The organism is Exiguobacterium aurantiacum (assembly GCF_001766415.1).
Taxonomy (GTDB): Bacteria; Bacillota; Bacilli; order Exiguobacteriales; family Exiguobacteriaceae; genus Exiguobacterium; species Exiguobacterium aurantiacum_A.
This window is the reverse complement of record NZ_MKXO01000001.1, coordinates 745,941-768,112: the sequence shown is the minus strand read 5'-3', so window position 1 is coordinate 768,112 and position 22,172 is coordinate 745,941. Positions and strand designations below refer to the sequence as shown.

Below are 22,172 nucleotides of genomic sequence, written 5' to 3'. Positions count from 1 at the left end.
ACTGATTTTAGTGTAAAGAAAAAACATTGACAAAACAAGTTGGCCTATCTATAATTCATATTGTTGCAATTGAGGTGATTCGGATGAAGTGGTCTATTGCACAGCTACTTAAGCTACGAAACCAGGATGACAGTTTTTCCATCGATGAGATGGTTGAACTCGAAGAGCTTACTCAGCTCCATCCGGATATCCGTTCGATTCGCCCGGTGCATGTGCACGGGGATGCGTCGTTCACATCTAATCAAGTTACATTCAATTTGAAGGTTCAAGGGGACCTGACGTTGCCAGATGCGCGTACGTTAGAGGATGTCGTCTTTGAATTTGATATTGAATCGCTCGAGCCTTTCTTTTTGGAGAATGGGCGTTATACGGAGCAATTCGATGATGTCAATTTGCCAGAAGGAAATACGATTGATCTGCGACCGATCGTAAAAGAGCTCATCATGTTAGAAGTCCCGATTCAAATTTTCGGGAACGAAACAGACAAAACTCAGGTTGAAGGGGAAGGCTGGTCTCTCATTGACGAACAGCCGGACGACCAACCAAAAATCGACCCGCGCCTCGCGGGCCTTGCTGACTTGTTCTCTAAAAAAGAGGACGAGAACGGCTAACTTTTCAAGGAGGTGGACAACGATGGCAGTACCATTCCGTAGAACGTCGAAAACTCGCAAACGTCTTCGTCGTACTCACTTCAAACTTAACGTACCTGGTATGAACGAGTGCCCGAACTGTGGCGACATGAAACTTTCACACCGTGTTTGCAAATCTTGCGGACATTACAACGGTAAAGAAGTAACAAGCAAATAATGCGAAAAGAAGCGGTCTCCTTGGAGATCGCTTCTTTTTTTAATTGTGTGGTCCTGGAAACAGATTGTGGTAAAATTCTTTGTGCACACTGATTGTGGAGGGATAGCGAATGAAGCCGATCAAACGAATTGGGATTATCGGGAACGGGGCTGTCGGGATGTTGATGGCGTCGTTACTCGCGAAAGACTATAGCGTCACCTTATACGGTCGAGGCGAAGAAACGAGAGACGTCATGATCGAACGAGCCGGTATGACGCAGGGGACCGTCGCTGTCCCGCTCAAACCGGTACATACACTCAACGAGACGGAAGCGGACGTTTTTTTCGTGACGACGAAAGCGCACCAAGTGCGCGCGGCGACAGAACGGCTTACCGGGGACGTCCCTGTGTTCATCTGCTCGAACGGAATTGCCCATCTCGAGTACGCTCGGGAACGAGGATTCCACTTAGGCGTCATCGAGCACGGGGTGACGCGAGACGAAAATCGAATTAACCATAGCGGTCTCGGCCGAGTTCGGATCGGGAGCTTGCATGCTCTACAGCCGCTCACGTTCATCGCCTCGCCGCTCCAAGTCGTGTGGGAAGCGGATATCGAACAAGTCGTCGTTGAAAAGTTGTTTGCGAACGCGATCATCAATCCGATCACCGCACTTTGTCGCGTCCCGAACGGAGCCGTCGCCGAACCGCCTTGCCGCGAAGTCGCGCAAGCGATCTATGAGGAGCTGACACCGCTGTTCGATCAGTTCGTGCCTTATACATATATTGAGACGATCATCGAGAAGACAGCTCAAAACCGCTCTTCGATGCTTCGAGACATCGAGGCCGGACGTATGACCGAGGTCGATGCCATCTTGACCCCGCTCTTGAAACGGGCCGAGGACAGAGGCCGAAAACTGACGGTCATCCCACTCATGCAAAAATTGATAATAGGAGCGAGCGCATCGTGTTAGTGTATATCGTTTCATTTCCGCTTGTCATATGGTTTATGGTGTATATGATATTTAGAAAAATTATGCCGAAATCGGTCAATACGTTTAAACTTGTCTGCGATGCCGGAGTGTTCCTCTGGTTTTATGCGTGTGCGGTCCTATTAGAGACACTCGTCGGGGACGACGTCTTTTGGTTGCTCTTAGCCATCTGCTGCGCTATTTTTCCGGCAAATGCGATTTGGCAGCGAGTCCGACACGAAGAAGTCTTATATACAAAAATGTTCGTACACGGCTGGCGATTGTTATTTTTACTACTCGTCCCGTTACACGCCGTGTTGTTCACGCTCGGTGTCGCAAAAGAAATGATTCATTGACCGTTTGAAAGGAAGTCGTTATACGTGAGGATAGAGTCGCTAGACGCCATGTACAGTCCATCTTCCCCGATGATCCAAATCGAAGCGGGATATACGAAGTGGCTGGACTATAAAGGAATGGACGAGCTCGAAGCTCGAGCGAGCGAGCTTGAAGGACGCTCATACCCGCATCTGGAATCGTTAGCAGGGATTCTTCGGGCGCAACAGACGGTTCACGGTCCGCTCTCGGACGTGCTTGACTCAAAACTCGACGCGCTCGCGAAAGGCGAGGCGTTCACGATTGTGACCGGACAGCAAGTCGGCGTCTTCGGGGGCCCGTTGTTTGCGGTGTATAAGCTGTTAACCGTGCTCAAACGAGCGAAACAGGCGGAGGCCGTGCTCGGTAAGCCGGTCATCCCGATTTTTTGGATGGCGACCGAGGATCATGACTTCGCCGAGATCAACCATGTGTACGCCCCCCAGCCGTTGTCACGGCAACTGCGGAAAGAAGCGTTGTCGACCGTTCCGCTCGCAGGGAAAGCATCGGTCGGAGAACTCGAATTTGACCGTCTCAAAATCGAACTCGTCCAAATGTTGCAACGTCTGTTCGTGTCGGAGACAGAGACTGTCCATACGGCGACGCTTTATCATGAGCTTGTCGTCTTACTCCAAGCGAGTCACTCGTTCGCACAATTTTTTGGGAAGATGATGCGGCGTTTCGTCGGGAACGATTTTCTCCTGTTCGACCCGCATCAGCCTGACGTACGCCGGCTCGAACGTGAGGCGTTCAAACAGTTGATCGTGCAACACGACCGCTTGCACGAAGTGTTCCGCGACTCATTCGAGGACGGCATGCCGACCGTAGAACTGAACCGCGATGCGGCCCACGTGTTTTATCATGACGGGACGCGTGAATTGTTGACGAAAGAACGAGATGTCTTCACGACGAAACGCGGTCACCGCTTCACGGAGGCGGAACTGTTACAAGAAATTGATGAGCATCCCGAACGGTTCTCGAATAACGTCGTCTCCCGGCCGCTCATGCAAGATTACTTGTTCCCGACGCTCGCATACGTCGCCGGTCCGGGTGAAATCGCCTATTGGCTCCAACTTCGTCCGTTGTTTCATGTATTCGGTTGGAAGATGCCGTTGTTGATCCCGAGACTTGGCGCTGTCGTCATGTCGACGAACGACGAGAAAAAACTCGCTCAAGAAGGCACCACGCTCGTCGATTACTTGACGAATCCGCTCCCGGACCATTCGTTCGATGATGAGTCGTTTGACCAAAGTCTGTATGCCTACCGCACGCTGTCTGAAGCAATCGGGCATGAGGCAGGAAAGCGCGGGCATCGCTTTGAGACGAACGCGCGGCATATCCTTGACCGTCTCGCTGACGAGATGCGGGCCGAGGCGAAGCGCGAGCAGTATCGTTTGAATCGACGCCGGATCCATCTGTCGACACGCTTGCTGCCGATGGACGCACCGCAAGAGCGGATCTGGTCGATGGTCCCACTGATGAATCGTCACGGAGACGATTTATTCGTTCGGTTACGCGCCGCCTATGAACAGGCGGAATGGGAGCGTTGTTTAGTCAAAATCTGATTGTGAAATCGTAAATGATCGAGGTTCTCCACTTGTTTGGAGAACCATTTTTTGTTTGTTACCTTTTTGTTTCCTATTTTCGCTAAAAACCAATGCGTAGCTTGACATTTTTATGATAAAGTAAATGTAATAAACTAGTTGAAAAATGTAGGTTGAGAGGGTTTTTGTATGTTTGAGCATGAAACGGTTTTAAAAATGGAGTCTGTTGATGGACTGAACATCAAACCGGACGGAATTTACGTCGATTGTACGTTAGGGGGAGCCGGTCATAGCGAAGAGATTGTGAAACGCCTGACGACGGGCCATCTTTACGCCTTCGACCAGGACGACGTCGCACTCACGCACGCCGCTGAGCGTTTGGCTCCATATGAGGACCGGGTTACGTTTATAAAGAGCAACTTCGTCCATCTGAAAGACGAGTTAGCGGCACGAGGTGTGACACAAGTCGATGGAGTATTATTTGACCTCGGTGTCTCTTCACCACAGTTAGATGAGGCAGAACGCGGCTTTAGCTATAATTTTGACGCTCCGCTCGATATGCGAATGGACCGGTCACGAGATTTTTCGGCGTATCACGTCGTCAACGAATGGCCGTTCGGGGACCTCGCCCGCATTTTCTTTACATACGGGGAAGAGAAGTTCTCGAAACAGATTGCGCGTAAAATCGAACAAGCCCGTGCCGTCAAGCCGATTGAGACGACGTTCGAACTCGTCGAATTGATTAAAGACGCAATTCCGGCACCGGCGCGACGCAAAGGCGGCCATCCGGCGAAACGGACGTTCCAAGCGATCCGCATCGCTGTGAACGACGAATTGAACGTGTTCGATCGTGCCGTCCAAGACGCGATTGACATGCTCGCCATCGGTGGACGGATTTGTGTGATCACGTTCCATTCACTTGAAGACCGCATCTGTAAGCAGGTTTTCAAAGAGAAGAGCCAGTATCCACAGTTGCCAAAAGGATTGCCGATTATCCCAGAGGAGTTCGAACCGGAATTGAAGCTGATCACACGCAAGCCGATCACTGCCGGAGATAACGAACTTGAAGACAACCGCCGGGCCCGGTCGGCCAAACTTCGGATCGCTGAAAAACAAAAATAGATTGTACGTAGGAGGGATACCTGATGCCAGAAGCTGCCCGCAAGGCTCTGCAGCCTCAAATTTCACCGAATCGAAATCCGATTCCGCAAGAACGACCAATACCAGCTCCGAAACGACGTACGTTGACCTTGTTCGAATCCATCCTGTACCCGACGATGATTTTCTCGGTCGTCTTGTTCGGTGGCATCACGGTGTCGAAACATAACGAAGCGTACAATATTATGCGAGATACGGCTGTCATCAACCAAGAGATGAACACGATCTCGAAAGAAAATGAAGAACTGAAGTATGAGATTGCCCAACTAAGCTCACCTGAGAGAATTTATGCGATTGCTGACAAGCTCGGCATGCAGTTCAATGAAAAGAACGTTTTGGTGATCGACTGATGAATTCTCTACAACAGAGTAAAAAAAGAGTGGCGTGGGTGGCGATCGTTTGCTTCACACCGCTCTTTTTATTTTTTGTCGGCTGGTTCCTCTACTTGTCCGTCTTTCAGACGTACAAAGGGGAGAACATGCTCGCTTTCGCTGAAGAAGAGCGTTGGAAGGCTGTCAGTACACTTAAGGCGGAGCGTGGAGAGATTTTTGATCGGTTCGGGCAACCGATTGCCATCAATATCCCGTCCTACCGGATTGTCGCGGTCTTGAAGCTAGGGGGAGAGCGGGTCGAAAACAAGACGCTCTTGCCTGACGAGTTTAAGGGCGCGTCTAAAGAGCTTGCGACGGTCATCCCGATGACTGAAGCCGATATTTTGAAACGGCTCGAACAAAATGTCGATCGCGGTCAAATCGAGTTCGGGGTACCGGGCCGGGATTTGACGGTCGAACAAAAAGAAGCGATCGAAGCGTTTGAGATTCCGGGCATCACGTTCGTCGAAGAACCGAAACGCTATTACCCGAATAAAGTCTTTGCTTCATCCGTCGTCGGCTACGCCCAAAAGATTGATCAAAACGGGCGCATCGAACTCGTCGGAGAACTTGGAATCGAAAAATCGCTCAATGACGTGCTGAGTGAATCATACGGTTTATATCGTTTCGAGAAAGATTTAGCAGGCCGACAGCTCGTGTCGAGCGATGAACAACTAAAAATCGACCCGGAAGACGGGGCGGACGTCCAGTTGACGCTCGATCATCGCATCCAACAACTGCTTGATACGAAAATGGATGAACTGTATAAAGAATATAAACCGAAAAATGCGACGGCGATCATCATGGATCCAAAGACCGGTGAGATCATCGCCTTGTCCGATCGTCCGTCTTTTGATCCGAATACCCGTGAGATCACGTCTTACAGCAACTTCTCTGTCTCATCTCGCTTTGAGCCGGGTTCGACGATGAAAATCTTCACACTCGCCGCAGCGATCAATGAAGGTGTTTACAACCCGAACGAGCTGTATAAATCCGGGTCTTACAAGTATGGCAAGACGGTGTTCAATGATTATAACGTCACCGGATGGGGTACGATTCCTATGGTGGAAGGCGTCTGGCACTCTTCGAACGTCGCCTTCTCGATTTTAGCGAATGAACGACTCGGACTCGGCCGGTACGAAGATTACTTCAAGGCGTTCAAGTTCGACCAACGAACGGGCGTCGATTTGCCGGGAGAAGTGAACAGTCAATACGACTTCGATAGCCCGATGAACGTGTTGATCACAGCATGGGGACAATCGACGGCGATGACACCGATGCAAATCCTACAAGCGACTTCAGCGATCGCGACCGACGGGACGATGAAACAACCGTACGTGATTAAAAAAGTCGTCAACCGTGAAACGGGAGAGACGATTCGGACGACCAATCCGAAAACTGTCGGTCAACCGGTCACGGAAGAAACGGCCAAGCTGACACGCGAAGCACTCGACGGTGTCGTCAATAGTGATCTCGGAACCGGTCAACTGTATGCGCTCGATAATTATCGCGTCATCGGAAAAACCGGGACGGCTCAAATTGCCGAAAATGGGAAGTACTTGAGCGGTCAGTACATCCACTCGTTCGTCGGAATGGCACCGAAAGATGATCCGGAACTCGTCATGTATATTGCGGTCGACCGACCAAACGGCGACTCGTCGACGACGGGTCCGCGCATCATGGCGCCGCTGTTCAAGGATGTCATGGACGTGGCGTTGCGCTATCGAAGCGTCGAACCGGAAAAACAAACGAAAACAATCGATGCGTCGACGAAGACGACGGAAACATACGTCGAGCTTGGTCGTGATGAGGCCGTCAAGCAGGCGAAAGCCGCTTCGTTCGAACCGATCTTACTCGGTAGCGGGGACGATGTCGTCGCTCAAAGCCCGGTCGAAGGGCAGTCGTACGTCGTCGGGGAGCGTCTCCTGTTGAAGACGGAGGACTCATTCACGATGCCGAACCTATCAGGCTGGTCGCTTCGTGATGCGAAACGATTGGCGACGCTCTATCAATTGAATTTAGAAATAGACGGAACGGGCTTTGTCACTTCCCAGTCAATCGGGAAAGGCAAGCCGGTCAAGAATGGGGCGACACTCAAAGTGAGGCTCCAATCACCGTCGAACTAACGCATAGGGATGAAGAGGGCCTCGGCTCTCTTTTCCTTTGTCACAGGAGGAAATAAGGATGGAACAGTTAACGATACAAACACTTGCTTCTTGGTTTGGGATGGAGACGGACGACACACGTGAGGTCCGTCATGTCGCGACCGACTCGAGGGACGGTAATGAGGACGGATTGTTCGTGCCGATCATCGGGGCTCGCGTCGATGGCCACGACTTCATCGATGCGGCCGTCCAAAAAGGCGCAATCGTGACGTTTTGGGAGCAGGGGCGTCCGCTGCCGGAAGGGATTGTGGCGATTCCTGTCGAGTCACCGCTAAAGGCGCTGCAAGAAGCGGCGGCACGATACTTGGCTGAAATCGATCCGTTCGTGGTCGCGATCACCGGTTCAAATGGCAAGACGTCGACGAAAGACATGGTTGCCGTCGTTCTCGGGGAAAAGTTCAAAACGCACAAGACGGCTGGAAACTTCAACTCGGACGTCGGTCTGCCGCTGACCGTACTGCGAATGCCACGTGACACGGAAGTCGCGGTGCTCGAGATGGGGATGAACGGATTCGGGCAAATCGAGTTGTTATCGAAGCTTGCCAAGCCTGACGTCGCGTTCGTGACGAACATCGGCGAGTCGCACGGCGAACAAGTCGGCGGTCGCTCAGGGATCGCTAAAGCGAAACTTGAGATTAAAGCCGGGCTCAAACCGGACGGGGTGCTCATCGTCGATGCCGACGAGCCGCTTTTGGCCAACGAAGGTTACCGAGTCGGTTACGACGCGACGGCGGATGGGAAACTTGAAGTCGTCGAAGCGACGTTTGACGCCTCGATTTTCCGCTATAATAACGAGTTTTATGAGTTAAAAGTGCTCGGAGCCCACCAAATCCGGAATGCGGCATATGCGATCGCGTGCGGACTCAAATTAGGTCTTGATCACGAGACGATCCAACGCGGTCTGAATCGAGTTCAATTGACATCGATGCGGATGGAGAAGCAAATGTTCGGTGACGCGCATTTGATCAATGACGCCTACAATGCGAGCCCGACATCGATGATTGCCGCCATCGAGACGGTGAAAACGTTAGAAGGCTTTAGCCGTCGTGTCCTCGTCCTCGGGGATATGTACGAACTAGGAACAGATGAACAGGCCCAGCACGAGAGTGTCGGCCACGTCATCACGGCGCCTGTGACCGATTGCGTGCTGATCGGGGACAAAGCGAAATGGATCGCACAAGGGATCAGTGACCCGCGCGTGAATGTGACGATGGTCCCAACGGTAGAGGAAGCGAAAGCACTCCTCAGCAGTTATCAACGGCCACAGACTGTGATATTGTTAAAAGCATCGCGAGGACTTGCGCTTGAGCGCTTAGTCCAATAAATAGAGTAGTGAGGTACGAATATGTTAATCAGTTTAATCGTCTTAATCAGCTCATTATTGACCGTATTGGTCGTCATGCCGCGGGCCATCCCGGCACTTCGTAACTTAAAGTTTGGTCAGGAGATCCGGGACGAGGGTCCGGATTGGCATCAAAAGAAATCAGGGACACCGACGATGGGCGGGATCGTCATCCTGCTCGCACTTCTTGTCGGTTTTCTCGTTTCGATCGTGTTTGGAGAAGCGGTCGCCGGATTCGGGACGCTCTTGTTCGTCACGCTCGCGTTCGGGATCATCGGATTCCTCGACGACTACATTAAAGTCGTCAACAAACGCAACCTTGGATTGACATCGCTCCAAAAGTTGATTGGCCAAATCATCGTCTCGGTGTTGTTCGTTTGGTTCTTATCACTTGGCGGCGGGCTCGACACAACAATCAGCATTCCGTTCACATCGATCGCGTTTGATACGGGCTGGTTCTACATCGCCATCGTCATCTTCTGGCTCGTCGGCTTCTCGAACGCCGTCAACTTGACGGACGGTTTGGACGGTCTCGTTTCGTTCTCGGCCATCCCGACGTTTGCGTTCTTTGGAATTTATGCGTTAGGACAAGACGAAGTCGGCATCGCTTGGTTTGCGTTTAGTACGGTCGGAGCACTCCTTGGGTTCCTCGTCTTTAACAAATACCCGGCGAAAATTTTCATGGGTGACACGGGTTCGCTCGCTTTAGGCGGAGCGGTCGCTGGTCTCGCCCTCATGTTGAAACTTGAATTATTACTCGTCTTCGTCGGTATTATTTTTGTCATCGAGACGCTCAGTGTCATCTTGCAGGTCATCTCGTTTAAAACGACGGGGAAACGAATCTTTAAGATGAGTCCGATCCACCACCATTTCGAGATGGTCGGCTGGTCAGAATGGCGCATCGTATTGACGTTCAGTGGAATTAGCTTGATCACGGCAGTATTGTCGTTACTTCTCATGTAATGGATGGTGGAAGACATGAATCAACAGTGGAATGGTAAGCGAGTCCTCGTACTCGGGGCGGCTCGGAGCGGTATCGCAGCTGCCGCCTATTTAAAGGCGGTCGGCGCAGACGTAGTGATCAATACGGGCAGTGAGCCAACAGAAGCAGAGCGGGCAAAGATTGAAGCGCTAAACGTAAAAACTGTCTTCGGCTCGCATCCGCTTGAACTGTTAGACGAAGCTGAACTGATCGTCAAGAATCCGGGTATCCCTTATCAGATCCCGTTACTAGAAGAAGCGATTGCGCGTCACATCCCGATTTATACGGAAGTCGAGCTCGCTTATTTGGCAACAGAGGCAGATTTTGTCGCCATCACCGGGTCGAACGGTAAAACGACGACGACGACGCTCGTCCATGAGCTGTTAAAAGGTGGCAAACGTCCCGTCCACGTGGCGGGGAACATCGGGTTTCCGGCCATCGAAGTCGCGACGCAAGCCGCGCCGGACGACCTGATCGTGATCGAACTATCGAGCTTTCAGCTGATGGGAGTGGAAGCGTTCCATCCCCGCTCGGCAGCACTGCTCAACTTGTCAGAAGCCCATCTTGACTATCACGGGGACTTTGAATCATACGCTGACGCGAAAGCGAATCTGTTCCAAAACATGACACCTTCAGACCGGGTCGTCGTCAAAGGTGAGGATCGAGAAGTCATGAAGCGAGTGCCGACTGGACTTTCAGCTCAAACGTTTGGCTATGAAGCCGGTGACGCGCATGTCGATTCAGGATGGATCACTTTGCATGGCGCACGGATCATGCCGGTGTCAGAACTTGCGCTTGGAGGCGCCCATAACGTCGAGAACGTATTGGCCGCGCTCTTATTGATCGAGCCGTTTGACATCCCGACTGATCATATCGAGCACGTCTTGCGCACGTTCGGCGGCGTCGCCCATCGGACGGAGAGCCTCGGCCGTGTGCTTGGCCGTCGCGTCTACAACGATTCAAAAGCGACGAACAACGTCGCTGCCGAAGCGGCGCTCACTGGTTTCGAAGCACCAATCGTTTGGTTATGCGGCGGGCTCGAACGTGGAGCCGACCTGACATCACTCGTTCCGGCGATGAAACGGGTGAAAGCTGTCATCGCTTACGGCGAGACGGCTGAACGGTTCAAAACGTTAAGTGAATCAGAAAATATTCCGGCGCAAGCCGTCGCCACGCTCGACGAGGCGGTGCCGCTCGCGTTTGAACAGTCCGTTGCAGGCGACGTGATCTTGCTGTCGCCGGCCTGTGCGAGCTGGGATCAATATAAGACGTTTGAAGAACGAGGCGAACATTTCGTCAAGCTCGTGAACGCATATGAGGAGGCAAACCGATGAGAGTCATCATTTCTGGTGGAGGGACGGGTGGTCACATCTATCCGGCGCTCGCCCTGCTCGATACGTTGAAAGAGCGGCATACCGATTTAGAGGTGCTCTATATCGGGACCGAGAACGGGCTTGAAGCCGATCTCGTACCGCGAGCGGGTATCCCGTTCAAATCGATTCGAATCAGTGGCTTGAAACGGTCGCTTTCGATTGAGAACGTCAAGACGGGGTATCGGTTCGTCCAATCGGTTCTCGCATTGCGAAAAGACATGAAAACGTTCCGACCTGACGTCGTCATCGGAACGGGCGGTTTCGTGTCCGGGCCTGTCGTCTTCACCGCACAACTGCTCGGTATTCCGACGATTTTGCATGAACAAAACAGCATCCCGGGACTGACGAATAAGTTTTTGTCTAAAAAAGCGGATCGTGTGGCGCTGTCGTTCGCCGGTTCTGAACACCATTTCCCAGGGGCGAACGTGCAAGTCATCGGGAATCCACGGGGTAGTGAGGTCTTGAAGACAACGGCAGACGAGATGAAACTGCGCACCGAGTACGGGATTGACGAACGACCGATTGTTCTCATCTATGGCGGCAGCCGTGGGGCGGAAGCGATCAATCGAGCAGTCATCGAGGCGATCCCGGAACTCGCGACTGAACCTGTGAACGTCTTATATGTGACCGGAAAAGTGCATTTTGACGATGTCGTCGCCAAAGCGCCGAGCTCAGATAACGTCCAAATCTTGCCTTACGTCTACGATATGCCAGAACTCCTCGCCTGTGCGAGTCTCGTCGTCTCACGGGCCGGTGCTTCGACAATCTCGGAATTGACTGCGCTCGGTTTGCCGAGCATTTTAATCCCGAGCCCTTACGTGACAGCGGATCATCAGACGAAAAATGCGTCGGCGCTCGTCGAGAGCGGTGCCGCTGAACTGATTAAAGAGCAAGCGTTGACAGGCGCCACGCTCGTCGCGTCGATCCGTCACGTCTTGAATCACCATGACGAGATGGCCGCAGCATCGAAACGATTAGGATTCCCGCACGCCGCGGAATCACTCGCCGATCTTGTTGAAGAAGTAAGCCGATAAAGGAGAGAAGTTAATGGAGACGCGTCAGAATACCGTTCGCAGTTTGGAAGATCGCATTCCGTATATGAAGGACCAACGGCGCAAAAAAGCGAATCGACGCTTGGCGACGATTCTACTCTTGTTTGCCGTGCTCATCGCACTCGTCGTCTATATGCAGACGTCGGTTTCTGACGTGAAGGCAGTGAATGTGTCCGGACTCGACTGGTTGACTGAAGCTTACGTCCTTGAGGGAACGGATCTCGACACGTCTTCAAAGATTGTTCGCATCTCTCCGAACGACATCGAGCAGACGATTCGCGCACTCCCGGGAGTGCGGGACGTCAAAGTCGATCGGTCTTGGTATAACATCGTCACCGTGGACGTCGAGGAAGAGAAGATGATCGCCTACTCGCGAAACGACTCAGAAGAAGTCGTCGTGCTCGCAGACGGATCACTTCACCCGACCGGACAAATCGATGATCCGGAGAAGTTGCAGGATGGTCCGCTCTTGCGTGAGTTCACGGACGTCGCCGAGCTCGAGAAAGTGGCAAGTGAACTCGAGCAAGTCGATGACGCGATGCGGGCCCGGATGTCTGAAATCGTCTTTTCGAAAAAAAAGGATGAACCAGTCCGGTATGAGATTTATATGAACGATGGAAACACGTTGCTCACACCGACGTTCAAACTGAGCCAAACCGTCTCAAAATACGGGGATATCTTTGAAAACATCCCAAAAGGTCAACGCGGAACCGTCGTCATGGACGGAGGCTTTTATTTCGTCCCTTACGAAAAAACGAAAGAATAATCTGATTTTTTACAGTCCTTAGACACGTAAGGACTGTTTTTTTATGGTTTGTAATCGAATTGACACCCCAAAACCGCTTAATTTGTAGGATTCTACCTTTTCTCACTATGTTATTTGTTGTAAACTTAGACGTGAGATATCTTGCCGGACCTATCAATATTTTTGGATATCTGTAACAATGTAACGGAAATTCAGAAACAGAAATTTAAGCGCGGAGGTGTTTCCCTTTTGGAAGCGAACGGTTATGTTGCCGCATTGGATATAGGAACGTCAGAAATTAAGCTCGTCGTGGGCGAATTGCTCGGAGGAACGCTTAACATTTTGGCGGAGGGGTGCGCCCCGTCTGCAGGAGTAAAACGTGGCGCCGTCGTCGACATCGATAAAACGGTTCAAGCCATTAAGCAAGCCGTCGAACATGCCGAAGCGGCGCTCGGTGATCAAGTTCGTTCGGTATATGTTGCCATCGAAGGGGAACATATCCAAATTGCCCCGTGTCATGGGATCGCATCGGTGAAACGAGAAGACCAAGAAATCACGGACGTCGACGTCATCGAAGTCATCAATTCGGCGCAAGTGATGCGTTTGCCGGATGAGATGAGCGTCATCGATGTCATCCCGACGTCGTTCACAGTCGACCAACAGACAGGGGTCGTCGATCCCCGTGGTATGCTCGGCTACCGGTTAGAGATGCACGGAAAAATGGTAACGGGTTCAAAAACGGTCCTACATAGCATCCGTCGTTCGATTGAACGGGCAGGCCTTACGCTAGAAGGATTTGTACTCGGTAACTTGGCGCTCGGAATGAGTGCTGCTTCCGTCGATGAAATCGACCTTGGGATCGGCCTCGTCGACATCGGACACGAAAAGACGACCGTCTCTGTATTTTATCGCGGTGATCTCGTCTACTCGTATATCCTCCCAGTCGGCGGGGACCACATGACGCGAGACTTGGTATATAAACTCAACTGTAAGTACCAAGACGCAAAAGTGGCGAAAGAAGAATACGGACTCGCGCTCGAAGAAATGGCGGACGCTTCTGAAGGATTCTCATTTACGAATATTAATGGGGAAGTGGCATTCGAGCCACAAACAGAAATTAGTTACGTTTTAGAGGCGCGAATAGAGGAAATGTTCACACTCGTGTTGAATAGAGTGCAAAAGGTAGGTGTTCCACCGCTCAGCGGAGGTTATCTCCTCTGTGGCGGAGCGGCTGCCTTGCCTGGTATCCAGGAATTGGCGACGCGCGTCATGGGTCAAAAGACAAGACTCTACCAACCTTCGTCGATTGGTGTCAGACATCCGAAATACGCGACGGCTGTCGGTGTTCTCAAGTATGTGCTCATGAGCGACCATCATGTCTCGAAGTCGCAACTTGAGAAGCCAGATGAGCGCGTGACTGTTCCGACACCAACTGGCGGGACAGAACGCGACATCGATCGTGATGACGAGCCTGAAACAACAGAGCGCGAATCTAAAAATGGATTCGGGCGTTTAATGGAAAAATTATTTGGCGTGTAAGCTGATGATGTGTTAACAATTGGAAATTACGTAGGGGGATACCTGAAATGATGTACTTTGATGAGGCGATTGACGCCGTAGCAAAAATTAAAGTAATTGGAGTCGGTGGTGGTGGTTCAAACGCCGTCAACCGAATGATCGAGCACGGAGTGCAAGGTGTCGAGTTCATCGCGGTCAATACAGACGCACAAGCACTCAATATGTCGAAAGCGGACGTCAAGCTTCAGCTTGGCGCTAAATTGACACGCGGCCTTGGTGCCGGTGCGAACCCGGACATCGGTAAGAAAGCGGCTGAAGAAAGCCGTGAGCAATTGATCGAAGCACTTGACGGTGCCGATATGGTCTTCGTCACTGCCGGTATGGGTGGGGGAACAGGTACGGGCGCTGCACCAGTCATCGCTGAGATTTCAAAAGAAATCGGAGCGCTCACAGTCGGTGTCGTCACGAAACCGTTCATGTTCGAAGGACGCAAACGGATGCAGCATGCGCAACACGGAATCCAAGCGTTCAAAGAAAAAGTCGATACACTCATCGTCATCCCGAACGACAAGTTGCTTGAAATCGTCGAGCGGAACACGCCGATGATCGAAGCGTTCCGCGAAGCGGATAACGTGCTTCGCCAAGGTGTCCAAGGGATCACAGACTTGATCGCCATCCCTGGTTTGATCAACCTTGACTTCGCCGACGTGAAAACGATCATGACGGAAAAAGGATCGGCGCTCATGGGTGTCGGTGTGGCGACTGGTGAAAACCGTGCCATCGAAGCAGCGAAAAAGGCGATCTCATCTCCACTGCTCGAGTCTTCGATCGAAGGCGCGAAAGGTGTCTTGATGAACATTACAGGTGGACTCAGCCTCAGCTTGTATGAAGTAACAGAGGCTGCTCAAATCGTTCAAAGTGCCGCTGATGAAGAAGTGAACTTGATCTTTGGTTCGGTCATCAACGAAAACTTGAACGAGGAGATCATCGTCACTGTCATCGCGACTGAGTTTGCGGAAGAGTCACAAGGCACGAACCCGTTCCTTCAGCAACCGAAGAAACAAGCGGAGCCTGAGGCGAACAAAGAAGTTCAACCGAAACCGACTGAACCTGCTCAACAAGAAGAAGGGAACTTCCATAGACCAGTCTATGGTGGGGACGTCCCAGACGAGACGATCAACATCCCAGCGTTCGTAAGACAACGCCGTAACTAAACAACAGGGGGTGCCGTTCTCGGCACCCCCTTTTTCTAAAAAAAGGAGACTGGTATGCAACTCATACATACATGGGAAACCGAGGCGTATCGCTATCTGGCTTATGTGACGACGCGGACGGATGGACACAATGAAGGCAATGTCGGTTTGCACGTCGGCGATGATGCGGAACAAGTCATTGCCAACCGGGAACGTTTCTTCACCGAAGCAAACTTGTCGCTCATCGATTCGGTTTGGGCCGATCAAGTGCACGGGACGCGTGTCGCGACCGTCGACGAAGCGGACAAGGGCAAAGGCGCCTATCGATACGATGAGGCGATTCAAGCGACTGACGGACTCGTCACGACCGCCACCGATTTGCCACTCGCTCTCGTGTTCGCCGATTGCGTCCCGTTGTTCTTTTGTGCGAAAGATCACGGAATCATCGGCATGGCTCATGCCGGATGGAAAGGGACGGTCGGAAACATCGTGTCTTCGATGGCGGACGCATTCGCTCGGCTCGGGGTTCCGGAACACGACATCGAGATGTACGTCGGACCGGCCATCACGGCCGAGCATTATGAAGTCGACCGCCGTGTCCTCGATGCCGTCAATGCCGTCTCGCCCGAAGCATATGCGGCCTCGGTGTATAACGAATCAGAACGTCATGCGAATCTGTCATTGCAACGAGTCAATGAGACACTCGCTGTCGAAAGAAACATGGACGTCACGCAGTCGAACTTGTCGACCGCTTCCGATCGAGACTTTTTCTCGTATCGGAACGGAGACGCCAAGCGTCGATTTGCCGCCGTCCTCGTCAAGGAGAAGAAATTGTGAGCATAGCTGATAACGTCAAACAAGTGAGACAGAATATTGAGAACCTTCAATCGGAAACAGCGGTGACGCTCATCGCGGTCACGAAGTCGGTCGGTGTCGACGTCGCGAACGCGCTTTACGCAGAAGGTGTCCGAGATTTCGGTGAGAACCGTCCGGAAGGCTTGCTCGAGAAAGTCAATGCGATGCCGTCGGACGCCAAGTTCCATTTTATCGGCAGTCTACAGACGCGCAAAGTGAGACAAGTCATCGATCATGTTGCCGCAATCCATTCGCTCGACCGATTATCGCTCGCCGAAGAGATTGACAAACGGTCCGACCGTGTCATCGATTGTTTCGTCCAAGTGAACGTATCGGGCGAGACGTCAAAACATGGGCTTGAAAAAGAGGAAGTCATCCCGTTCATCGAGAACTGTAGACAGTATCGCCATATTCGGGTCATCGGACTGATGACGATGGCTCCGTTCACAGAAGATGAAGGTGTGATCCGTGAAACATTCCGTGCTTTACGCGAATTGCGCGACCGCGTCGCGGCAAATCGCTTCGAACATGCACCATGCAACGAATTGTCGATGGGTATGTCTAACGACTACGAGTTGGCAATCGAAGAAGGCGCATCGTTTGTTCGTATTGGGACCGTACTTGTGCAATAATATATTCTAAGGAGGAATCCGTTATGTCAATCAAAAACAAAATGAAAGACTTCTTTGGACTTGAGGAAGATCCGAATCACGCGTATGAAGGGGAAGAGTATGCTGTCGCAGAGACGAATACTCAACCGACGACTGATGCGCTCGTCAAAACCGAGGAGCGTCCGAAACCATCGAACAACCTCGTCGCGCTAAACACGAAGAAGAAAGAACGTTCGAAAGTCGTTCTTGCTGAACCGCGCGTCTTTGCCGAGGCACAAGATATTGGCGACCAGTTGAAAGAAAATCGTGCCGTCATCGTCAACCTTCAGCGCATGTCGAAAGAGCAGTCTCGTCAAGTTGTAAACTTCTTGTCGGGTGTCGTTTACGCCCTAGAAGGAACGATGACGTCGATTGGACATAACACGATTCTATGTGCTCCGAACAATATCGAATTGACTGGATCGATTTCGAATTTGATTTCGGAGGACGAACTAAACAGTAAAGGGTGGTAAATGAATGGAAAATGCGATCCCTGCATTAGGCAATACGATTGTTACGCTTCTTGGATATTATAGTTGGGTCTTGATTGCCTATATTTTATTATCGTGGTTCCCGAATGCGAGAGAATCAAAATTCGGACAGATTTTGACATACTTGTGTGAGCCGTTTCTTAACCCGTTCCGTCGGATCATCCCGCCAATCGGCGGTATGCTCGACATTTCTCCAATCGTCGCCCTGTTCGTGCTTCGTATGGCGCAAGCAGGAGTGCGAGCGATTTTCGGTCTGTAAATGAGCGTCTTCGATCATTATCGACCGAATGAACGCCCGTTTGTCGAGCAAGTGCTCGACTGGGTGCGACAAGTCGAGGACAACTACTTGTTTAAATTGACGGATTTTTTAGACCCACGTGAGCAACAAATCGTCAGGCAACTCGTTGGCAAACGGCTCGCCATCTACGAGGACGGCGGTTTCCCTGGAGCTGAGCGGAAACGGCTTTTATTGACGCCCGACTACTATGAGCTCGACGTGAACGACTTTGAAGTCAAGATTCTTCAAATCGATTATCCGACGAAGTTTGTCGACTTGACCCACCGCCAAGTGACAGGCACGCTTCTTAACGCGGGCCTGAAGCGGCAAAAGTTTGGCGACGTTGTCCTCGCTGACGGGATCGCTCAGTTCGCGACGACGGCTGATGCGGCTGGATTCATCGAAATGAACGTGGATCGCGTCGGTAAAGCCCGGGTGCGGCTGTCTGATGTGCCGGCCGCATCGATTTTGACCGTCCCAGAAGTCAAATGGAGCGACGAGTTTGGCATCGTCTCCTCACTCCGCTTTGATGCGGTCGTGAGCGAGGTGCTCGGTCTGTCGCGCCAGAAAGCACAGGCGCTCGTCAAACATGGTGACTGCAAAGTCAATCATAAAGCGATCACGGACGCGAGCTTTTTACTCGAACCAGACGATTTGGTTTCAATCCGGGGTTACGGTCGTGTCAAATTGACGGCAATCCTCGGCTCGACAAAGCGTGAGAAAATAAAAATCCAGTATGGCATCATACGTTGAATTTAGGAGGAAAGTCGAATGGCGTTGACACCGATTGATATTCATAACAAAGAGTTCTCGACTCGTTTTCGCGGGTACGATATCGATGAGGTCAATGAATTTTTAGATCAAATCATTAAAGAGTTTGAGCTATTGATTCGTGAAAATAGAAGGTACGAAGAACTCGTCAACGATATGCAAGCCCGTATTGACTACTTCTCCTCGATGGAAGACACGTTGAATAAATCGATTATCGTCGCACAAGAGGCGGCAGAAGAAGTCAAGACCAATGCGGCCAAAGAAGCCAGCCTCATCTTGAAGCAGGCTGAACGCGAAGCGCTCGCCCGAGAAGAGGAAGCGTCGCGTAAAGAGCAGATGGCAGAGCGTGAAGTCATTCAAATGTTGAAAAAAGTCGAACTGTACCGGACCCGGTTCCGTGTTCTCGTCGACGCACAGATGGAACTTCTAAATAGTACCGAATGGGACACGATTGTCGGAGAGCCGCCTGTCCAGACGGTTCTTGACGATACGAGTGAACTTGCGTATAATGACGACGAAGTCACACCAAACAAACATCACGGATAATAAACAATACGTTGATTAGGACACGTCAATAAAGTCACACCTACGAAGCGACTTAGGGAAGGTGCAAGCCTAAGAGAAAGACTTTATTTGGTATCCCCTATGAGTGTCATGCTGAATTGAGTAAGCGTGACCGCTTGACCTCGTTATCGGTTACCGAGAGCGGTCTCAAGGTCTACTTGAGATTAGTAGGGTGGTACCGCGAGTCGATGAACTCGTCCCTATTTAGGGGCGGGTTTTTTTTGTTTTTCAAAAAAGATGCAGGAGGAGTTTCAATGAACTACAAAGACACATTATTGATGCCTGATACAGAATTCGCGATGCGTGGAAATTTGCCGAAGCGCGAGCCAGCAATGCACGAGGCTTGGGAGCAGATGGACTTGTACAACCGCGTCCAAGAGAAGAATGCAGGAAAGCCGCAATACATTCTACATGACGGACCTCCGTACGCCAACGGTGACATCCATATGGGCCATGCACTCAACAAAGTGTTAAAAGACATCATCGTCCGTTTCAAGTCGTTGAACGGCTATCAATCACCGATGATCCCAGGTTGGGACACACACGGTCTTCCGATCGAGAACGCGCTTCAAAAAGCAGGCGTCAACCGTAAAGAGATGACTGTCGCCGAGTTCCGCGAAAAATGTGCCGCTTACGCGATGGAGCAAGTGAACTCACAACGTGAACAGTTCAAGCGTCTCGGACTGCTCGCTGACTTCGACAATCCATACATCACGCTCCAGCCTGAATATGAAGCGGCGCAAATCCGCCTGTTCGGCACGATGGCTGAAAAAGGATACATCTATAAAGGGAAAAAACCGGTCTATTGGTCACCGTCTTCTGAATCGGCACTCGCTGAGGCGGAAATCGAGTACTACGACAAAAAATCACCAGCCATCTATGTGGCGTTCCAAGTCGTCGATGGCAAAGGCGTCCTCGGGACGACCGACCATTTCGTCATCTGGACGACGACACCGTGGACGATTCCGGCCAACCTCGGGATCGCTGTCAGCGATGAGCTGACATACACACGGATCGAGCACGATGGCAAAGGGTATATCGTTGCCGAGACGCTCGTCGAAGAAGTGACGACAGCACTCGGCTGGGATGAATACTCAGTGAGCGGGTCTTGGAACGGACGCGAGTTCGAACACATGACGGTACAGCACCCGCTTTACGACCGGACGTCACTCCTCATCCTTGGCGACCACGTCACGGCTGAAGCGACAGGCTGCGTCCATATCGCACCTGGCCACGGGGAAGACGACTACCGTGTCGGCCAAGCGTACGGACTTGACGTGTTGTGCCCGGTCGACGACCGTGGGTATATGACGGACGAAGCACCAGGCTTTGAAGGACTGTTCTATGAAGATGCGAACAAAGAGATCGGCATGAAGCTCGAAGCAAATGGCAACTTGTTGAAGCTCAAATTCATCAAGCACTCGTACCCGCACGACTGGCGTACGAAAAAGCCGGTCATCTTCCGGGCGACACCGCAATGGTTCGCTTCGATCAAAGACTTCCGCAGCGACATGTTGCGTGAGATCGAAGAAGTGAACTGGGTACCGGAATGGGGCATGACGCGCCTGTTCAACATGGTCCGTGACCGTGGCGACTGGGTCATCAGCCGTCAGCGGGCATGGGGTGTGCCGATCCCGATCTTCTACGCAGAAGACGGAACGGAAATCATCACGAACGAAACGATCGACCATATCGCCAACTTGTTCCATGAGCACGGATCAAACGTCTGGTACGAGCGCGAGGCGAAAGACTTGTTGCCATCCGGCTTCACACATCCGAACAGTCCAAACGGCGAGTTCCGTAAAGAAGTCGACATCATGGACGTCTGGTTCGATTCAGGTTCGTCACACGCAGGCGTGCTCGAACAGCGCGACAACTTGCGCCGTCCGGCCGACCTGTACCTAGAAGGTTCGGACCAATACCGTGGTTGGTTCAACTCGTCACTGTCGACTGCAGTCGCGACGACCGGCAAAGCACCGTATCGCAACGTCCTCAGTCACGGCTTCGTCCTTGACGGCGACGGCCGGAAGATGTCGAAATCGCTCGGCAACACGATTGCACCGAACGACCTCGTGAAACAGTACGGTGCTGAAATCGTACGTCTTTGGGTCGCGTCTGTGGACTATCAGTCAGACGTCCGCGCCTCGCATGACAACTTTAAACAAGTGTCAGAAGTATACCGGAAGATCCGTAACACGTTACGCTTCTTGCTCGGTAACTTGAACGGGTTCGATCCGTCGATGCGCGTCGCGTTCGAAGATATGCCGGAAGCCGACCGCTTCATGGCGACGAAGCTGAAACAACTTCAGACGAAAGTCGTCAAAGCGTACGATACGTTCGACTTTATGGCTGTTTACCACATGAGCCACAACTTCTGTGTCAACGAATTGTCGTCGTTCTATCTCGACTTCACGAAAGACATCCTCTACATCGAACGTGAAAACGATGCGCGTCGCCGTGCCGTTCAGACGGTCATGTATGATGCGGTCATCACGTTGACGAAGCTGCTTGCCCCGATCCTCCCGCATACGGCGGACGAAGTCTGGCAAGAAATCCCGGCCAAGACGGCGGATAGCGTCTTCTTGTCGGACCTTGAAGAAGTGGCGCCGCTCACGGAAGCAGAGATGGAATTACTCGCGAAATGGTCGAAATTCCTCACGTTCCGCGACGACGTCTTGAAAGCGATCGAGATCGCCCGCGGCGAGAAGTTGATCGGGAAACCGCTCGAAGCAAAACTTCAAGTCGCACCGAAGGGTGAGACGAAAGCGCTGCTCGATACGATCGATAACGTTCGTCAACTCCTGCAAGTGTCACAACTCGACTACGTCGATACGGCCGACGTCGACTACGCGACGGCGAAGATCAGCGTCGCGAAAGCAGACGGTGCCGCTTGTGCCCGCTGTTGGACGTATTCGACCGAACTTGGTCAGAACGCAGATCATCCAGAACTTTGCCCGCGCTGTACAGAAGTCATCGCATGAGCCGGACCGGAGTGG

The 22,172-nt window shown here is 51.8% G+C and carries 22 protein-coding genes and 1 other annotated feature; all 22 genes read left to right on the top strand.

Annotation, left to right across the window (positions count from 1 at the left end):
* Nucleotides 1–83 precede the first annotated feature (83 nt).
* Nucleotides 84–611, top strand: coding sequence for a YceD family protein (locus tag BJU60_RS03935; RefSeq protein ID WP_070327567.1), 528 nt, complete (start codon nucleotides 84–86; stop codon nucleotides 609–611).
* Between the two features lie 22 nt (nucleotides 612–633).
* Nucleotides 634–807 (top strand): 50S ribosomal protein L32, encoded by a 174-nt coding sequence (gene rpmF, locus BJU60_RS14950; RefSeq protein WP_081338944.1) that lies wholly within the window; start codon nucleotides 634–636, stop codon nucleotides 805–807.
* Between the two features lie 109 nt (nucleotides 808–916).
* On the top strand, nucleotides 917–1,756 hold the full coding sequence (locus tag BJU60_RS03930; RefSeq protein ID WP_070327566.1) for a ketopantoate reductase family protein: 840 nt from the start codon (nucleotides 917–919) through the stop codon (nucleotides 1,754–1,756).
* Entirely contained in the window at nucleotides 1,750–2,109 is a 360-nt protein-coding gene (locus BJU60_RS03925) for a DUF3397 domain-containing protein (protein ID WP_083273973.1), read from the top strand. Before BJU60_RS03930 ends, BJU60_RS03925 begins: the two co-directional genes overlap by 7 nt.
* A 48-nt stretch (nucleotides 2,110–2,157) precedes the next feature.
* Entirely contained in the window at nucleotides 2,158–3,690 is a 1,533-nt protein-coding gene (gene bshC, locus BJU60_RS03920) for a bacillithiol biosynthesis cysteine-adding enzyme BshC (protein ID WP_254281632.1), read from the top strand.
* A 168-nt stretch (nucleotides 3,691–3,858) separates the two neighbouring features.
* A complete protein-coding gene (rsmH, locus tag BJU60_RS03915) occupies nucleotides 3,859–4,791 on the top strand; it encodes a 16S rRNA (cytosine(1402)-N(4))-methyltransferase RsmH (protein ID WP_070327564.1) in 933 nt (310 codons plus the stop codon).
* Nucleotides 4,792–4,814: 23 nt separating this feature from the next.
* Complete coding sequence (gene ftsL, locus BJU60_RS03910; RefSeq protein WP_083273972.1) at nucleotides 4,815–5,177, top strand: cell division protein FtsL; 363 nt, start codon at nucleotides 4,815–4,817, stop codon at nucleotides 5,175–5,177.
* Between the two features lie 38 nt (nucleotides 5,178–5,215).
* On the top strand, nucleotides 5,216–7,324 hold the full coding sequence (locus BJU60_RS03905; RefSeq protein ID WP_254281631.1) for a penicillin-binding transpeptidase domain-containing protein: 2,109 nt from the start codon (nucleotides 5,216–5,218) through the stop codon (nucleotides 7,322–7,324).
* A gap of 58 nt (nucleotides 7,325–7,382) precedes the next feature.
* Nucleotides 7,383–8,687 (top strand): UDP-N-acetylmuramoyl-tripeptide--D-alanyl-D-alanine ligase, encoded by a 1,305-nt coding sequence (locus tag BJU60_RS03900; RefSeq protein ID WP_070327562.1) that lies wholly within the window; start codon nucleotides 7,383–7,385, stop codon nucleotides 8,685–8,687.
* 21 nt (nucleotides 8,688–8,708) lie between these two features.
* Nucleotides 8,709–9,668, top strand: coding sequence for a phospho-N-acetylmuramoyl-pentapeptide-transferase (gene mraY, locus BJU60_RS03895; protein WP_070327561.1), 960 nt, complete (start codon nucleotides 8,709–8,711; stop codon nucleotides 9,666–9,668).
* A 15-nt stretch (nucleotides 9,669–9,683) separates the two neighbouring features.
* Nucleotides 9,684–11,021, top strand: a complete 1,338-nt coding sequence (gene murD, locus BJU60_RS03890) for a UDP-N-acetylmuramoyl-L-alanine--D-glutamate ligase (RefSeq protein ID WP_070327560.1) — start codon at nucleotides 9,684–9,686, stop codon at nucleotides 11,019–11,021.
* Nucleotides 11,018–12,094 (top strand): undecaprenyldiphospho-muramoylpentapeptide beta-N-acetylglucosaminyltransferase, encoded by a 1,077-nt coding sequence (gene murG, locus BJU60_RS03885; protein WP_070327559.1) that lies wholly within the window; start codon nucleotides 11,018–11,020, stop codon nucleotides 12,092–12,094. Before murD ends, murG begins: the two co-directional genes overlap by 4 nt.
* 13 nt (nucleotides 12,095–12,107) lie before the next feature.
* Nucleotides 12,108–12,878, top strand: a complete 771-nt coding sequence (locus tag BJU60_RS03880) for a cell division protein FtsQ/DivIB (protein WP_070327558.1) — start codon at nucleotides 12,108–12,110, stop codon at nucleotides 12,876–12,878.
* 255 nt (nucleotides 12,879–13,133) lie between these two features.
* Nucleotides 13,134–14,396 carry a cell division protein FtsA gene (ftsA, locus tag BJU60_RS03875; RefSeq protein WP_236633399.1) on the top strand — a complete coding sequence of 421 codons (1,263 nt, stop codon included), beginning with the start codon at nucleotides 13,134–13,136 and terminating at the stop codon, nucleotides 14,394–14,396.
* A gap of 47 nt (nucleotides 14,397–14,443) precedes the next feature.
* Entirely contained in the window at nucleotides 14,444–15,589 is a 1,146-nt protein-coding gene (ftsZ, locus tag BJU60_RS03870; protein WP_070327556.1) for a cell division protein FtsZ, read from the top strand.
* Nucleotides 15,590–15,643: 54 nt separating this feature from the next.
* Entirely contained in the window at nucleotides 15,644–16,405 is a 762-nt protein-coding gene (pgeF, locus tag BJU60_RS03865; protein WP_070327555.1) for a peptidoglycan editing factor PgeF, read from the top strand.
* Nucleotides 16,402–17,055: a YggS family pyridoxal phosphate-dependent enzyme gene (locus tag BJU60_RS03860; protein ID WP_070327554.1), complete on the top strand. Its 654-nt coding sequence runs from the start codon at nucleotides 16,402–16,404 to the stop codon at nucleotides 17,053–17,055. Before pgeF ends, BJU60_RS03860 begins: the two co-directional genes overlap by 4 nt.
* 23 nt (nucleotides 17,056–17,078) lie before the next feature.
* Entirely contained in the window at nucleotides 17,079–17,546 is a 468-nt protein-coding gene (locus BJU60_RS03855; RefSeq protein WP_070327553.1) for a cell division protein SepF, read from the top strand.
* A gap of 4 nt (nucleotides 17,547–17,550) precedes the next feature.
* Nucleotides 17,551–17,823, top strand: coding sequence for a YggT family protein (locus tag BJU60_RS03850; RefSeq protein ID WP_070327552.1), 273 nt, complete (start codon nucleotides 17,551–17,553; stop codon nucleotides 17,821–17,823).
* Nucleotides 17,824–18,594, top strand: coding sequence for an RNA-binding protein (locus BJU60_RS03845; RefSeq protein ID WP_070327551.1), 771 nt, complete (start codon nucleotides 17,824–17,826; stop codon nucleotides 18,592–18,594). It begins immediately after the preceding gene.
* Between the two features lie 18 nt (nucleotides 18,595–18,612).
* Nucleotides 18,613–19,158, top strand: coding sequence for a DivIVA domain-containing protein (locus BJU60_RS03840; protein WP_016509011.1), 546 nt, complete (start codon nucleotides 18,613–18,615; stop codon nucleotides 19,156–19,158).
* Nucleotides 19,159–19,160: 2 nt separating this feature from the next.
* Nucleotides 19,161–19,381: a binding site (T-box leader), on the top strand.
* 49 nt (nucleotides 19,382–19,430) lie between these two features.
* A complete protein-coding gene (ileS, locus tag BJU60_RS03835; protein ID WP_070327550.1) occupies nucleotides 19,431–22,157 on the top strand; it encodes an isoleucine--tRNA ligase in 2,727 nt (908 codons plus the stop codon).
* Nucleotides 22,158–22,172 lie beyond the last annotated feature (15 nt).

What these genes read in the sequence shown, in the direction of transcription:
- pgeF (WP_070327555.1), top strand. Translation starts at nt 15,644, where the DNA reads ATGCAACTCATACATACATGGGAAACCGAGGCGTATCGCTATCTGGCT.
- murD (WP_070327560.1), top strand. Translation starts at nt 9,684, where the DNA reads ATGAATCAACAGTGGAATGGTAAGCGAGTCCTCGTACTCGGGGCGGCT.
- BJU60_RS03845 (WP_070327551.1), top strand. Translation starts at nt 17,824, where the DNA reads ATGAGCGTCTTCGATCATTATCGACCGAATGAACGCCCGTTTGTCGAG.
- rsmH (WP_070327564.1), top strand. Translation starts at nt 3,859, where the DNA reads ATGTTTGAGCATGAAACGGTTTTAAAAATGGAGTCTGTTGATGGACTG.
- rpmF (WP_081338944.1), top strand. Translation starts at nt 634, where the DNA reads ATGGCAGTACCATTCCGTAGAACGTCGAAAACTCGCAAACGTCTTCGT.
- bshC (WP_254281632.1), top strand. Translation starts at nt 2,158, where the DNA reads ATGTACAGTCCATCTTCCCCGATGATCCAAATCGAAGCGGGATATACG.
- BJU60_RS03935 (WP_070327567.1), top strand. Translation starts at nt 84, where the DNA reads ATGAAGTGGTCTATTGCACAGCTACTTAAGCTACGAAACCAGGATGAC.
- mraY (WP_070327561.1), top strand. Translation starts at nt 8,709, where the DNA reads ATGTTAATCAGTTTAATCGTCTTAATCAGCTCATTATTGACCGTATTG.
- ftsL (WP_083273972.1), top strand. Translation starts at nt 4,815, where the DNA reads ATGCCAGAAGCTGCCCGCAAGGCTCTGCAGCCTCAAATTTCACCGAAT.
- BJU60_RS03900 (WP_070327562.1), top strand. Translation starts at nt 7,383, where the DNA reads ATGGAACAGTTAACGATACAAACACTTGCTTCTTGGTTTGGGATGGAG.
- ftsZ (WP_070327556.1), top strand. Translation starts at nt 14,444, where the DNA reads ATGATGTACTTTGATGAGGCGATTGACGCCGTAGCAAAAATTAAAGTA.
- BJU60_RS03880 (WP_070327558.1), top strand. Translation starts at nt 12,108, where the DNA reads ATGGAGACGCGTCAGAATACCGTTCGCAGTTTGGAAGATCGCATTCCG.
- murG (WP_070327559.1), top strand. Translation starts at nt 11,018, where the DNA reads ATGAGAGTCATCATTTCTGGTGGAGGGACGGGTGGTCACATCTATCCG.
- BJU60_RS03850 (WP_070327552.1), top strand. Translation starts at nt 17,551, where the DNA reads ATGGAAAATGCGATCCCTGCATTAGGCAATACGATTGTTACGCTTCTT.
- BJU60_RS03855 (WP_070327553.1), top strand. Translation starts at nt 17,079, where the DNA reads ATGTCAATCAAAAACAAAATGAAAGACTTCTTTGGACTTGAGGAAGAT.
- BJU60_RS03840 (WP_016509011.1), top strand. Translation starts at nt 18,613, where the DNA reads ATGGCGTTGACACCGATTGATATTCATAACAAAGAGTTCTCGACTCGT.
- BJU60_RS03930 (WP_070327566.1), top strand. Translation starts at nt 917, where the DNA reads ATGAAGCCGATCAAACGAATTGGGATTATCGGGAACGGGGCTGTCGGG.
- ileS (WP_070327550.1), top strand. Translation starts at nt 19,431, where the DNA reads ATGAACTACAAAGACACATTATTGATGCCTGATACAGAATTCGCGATG.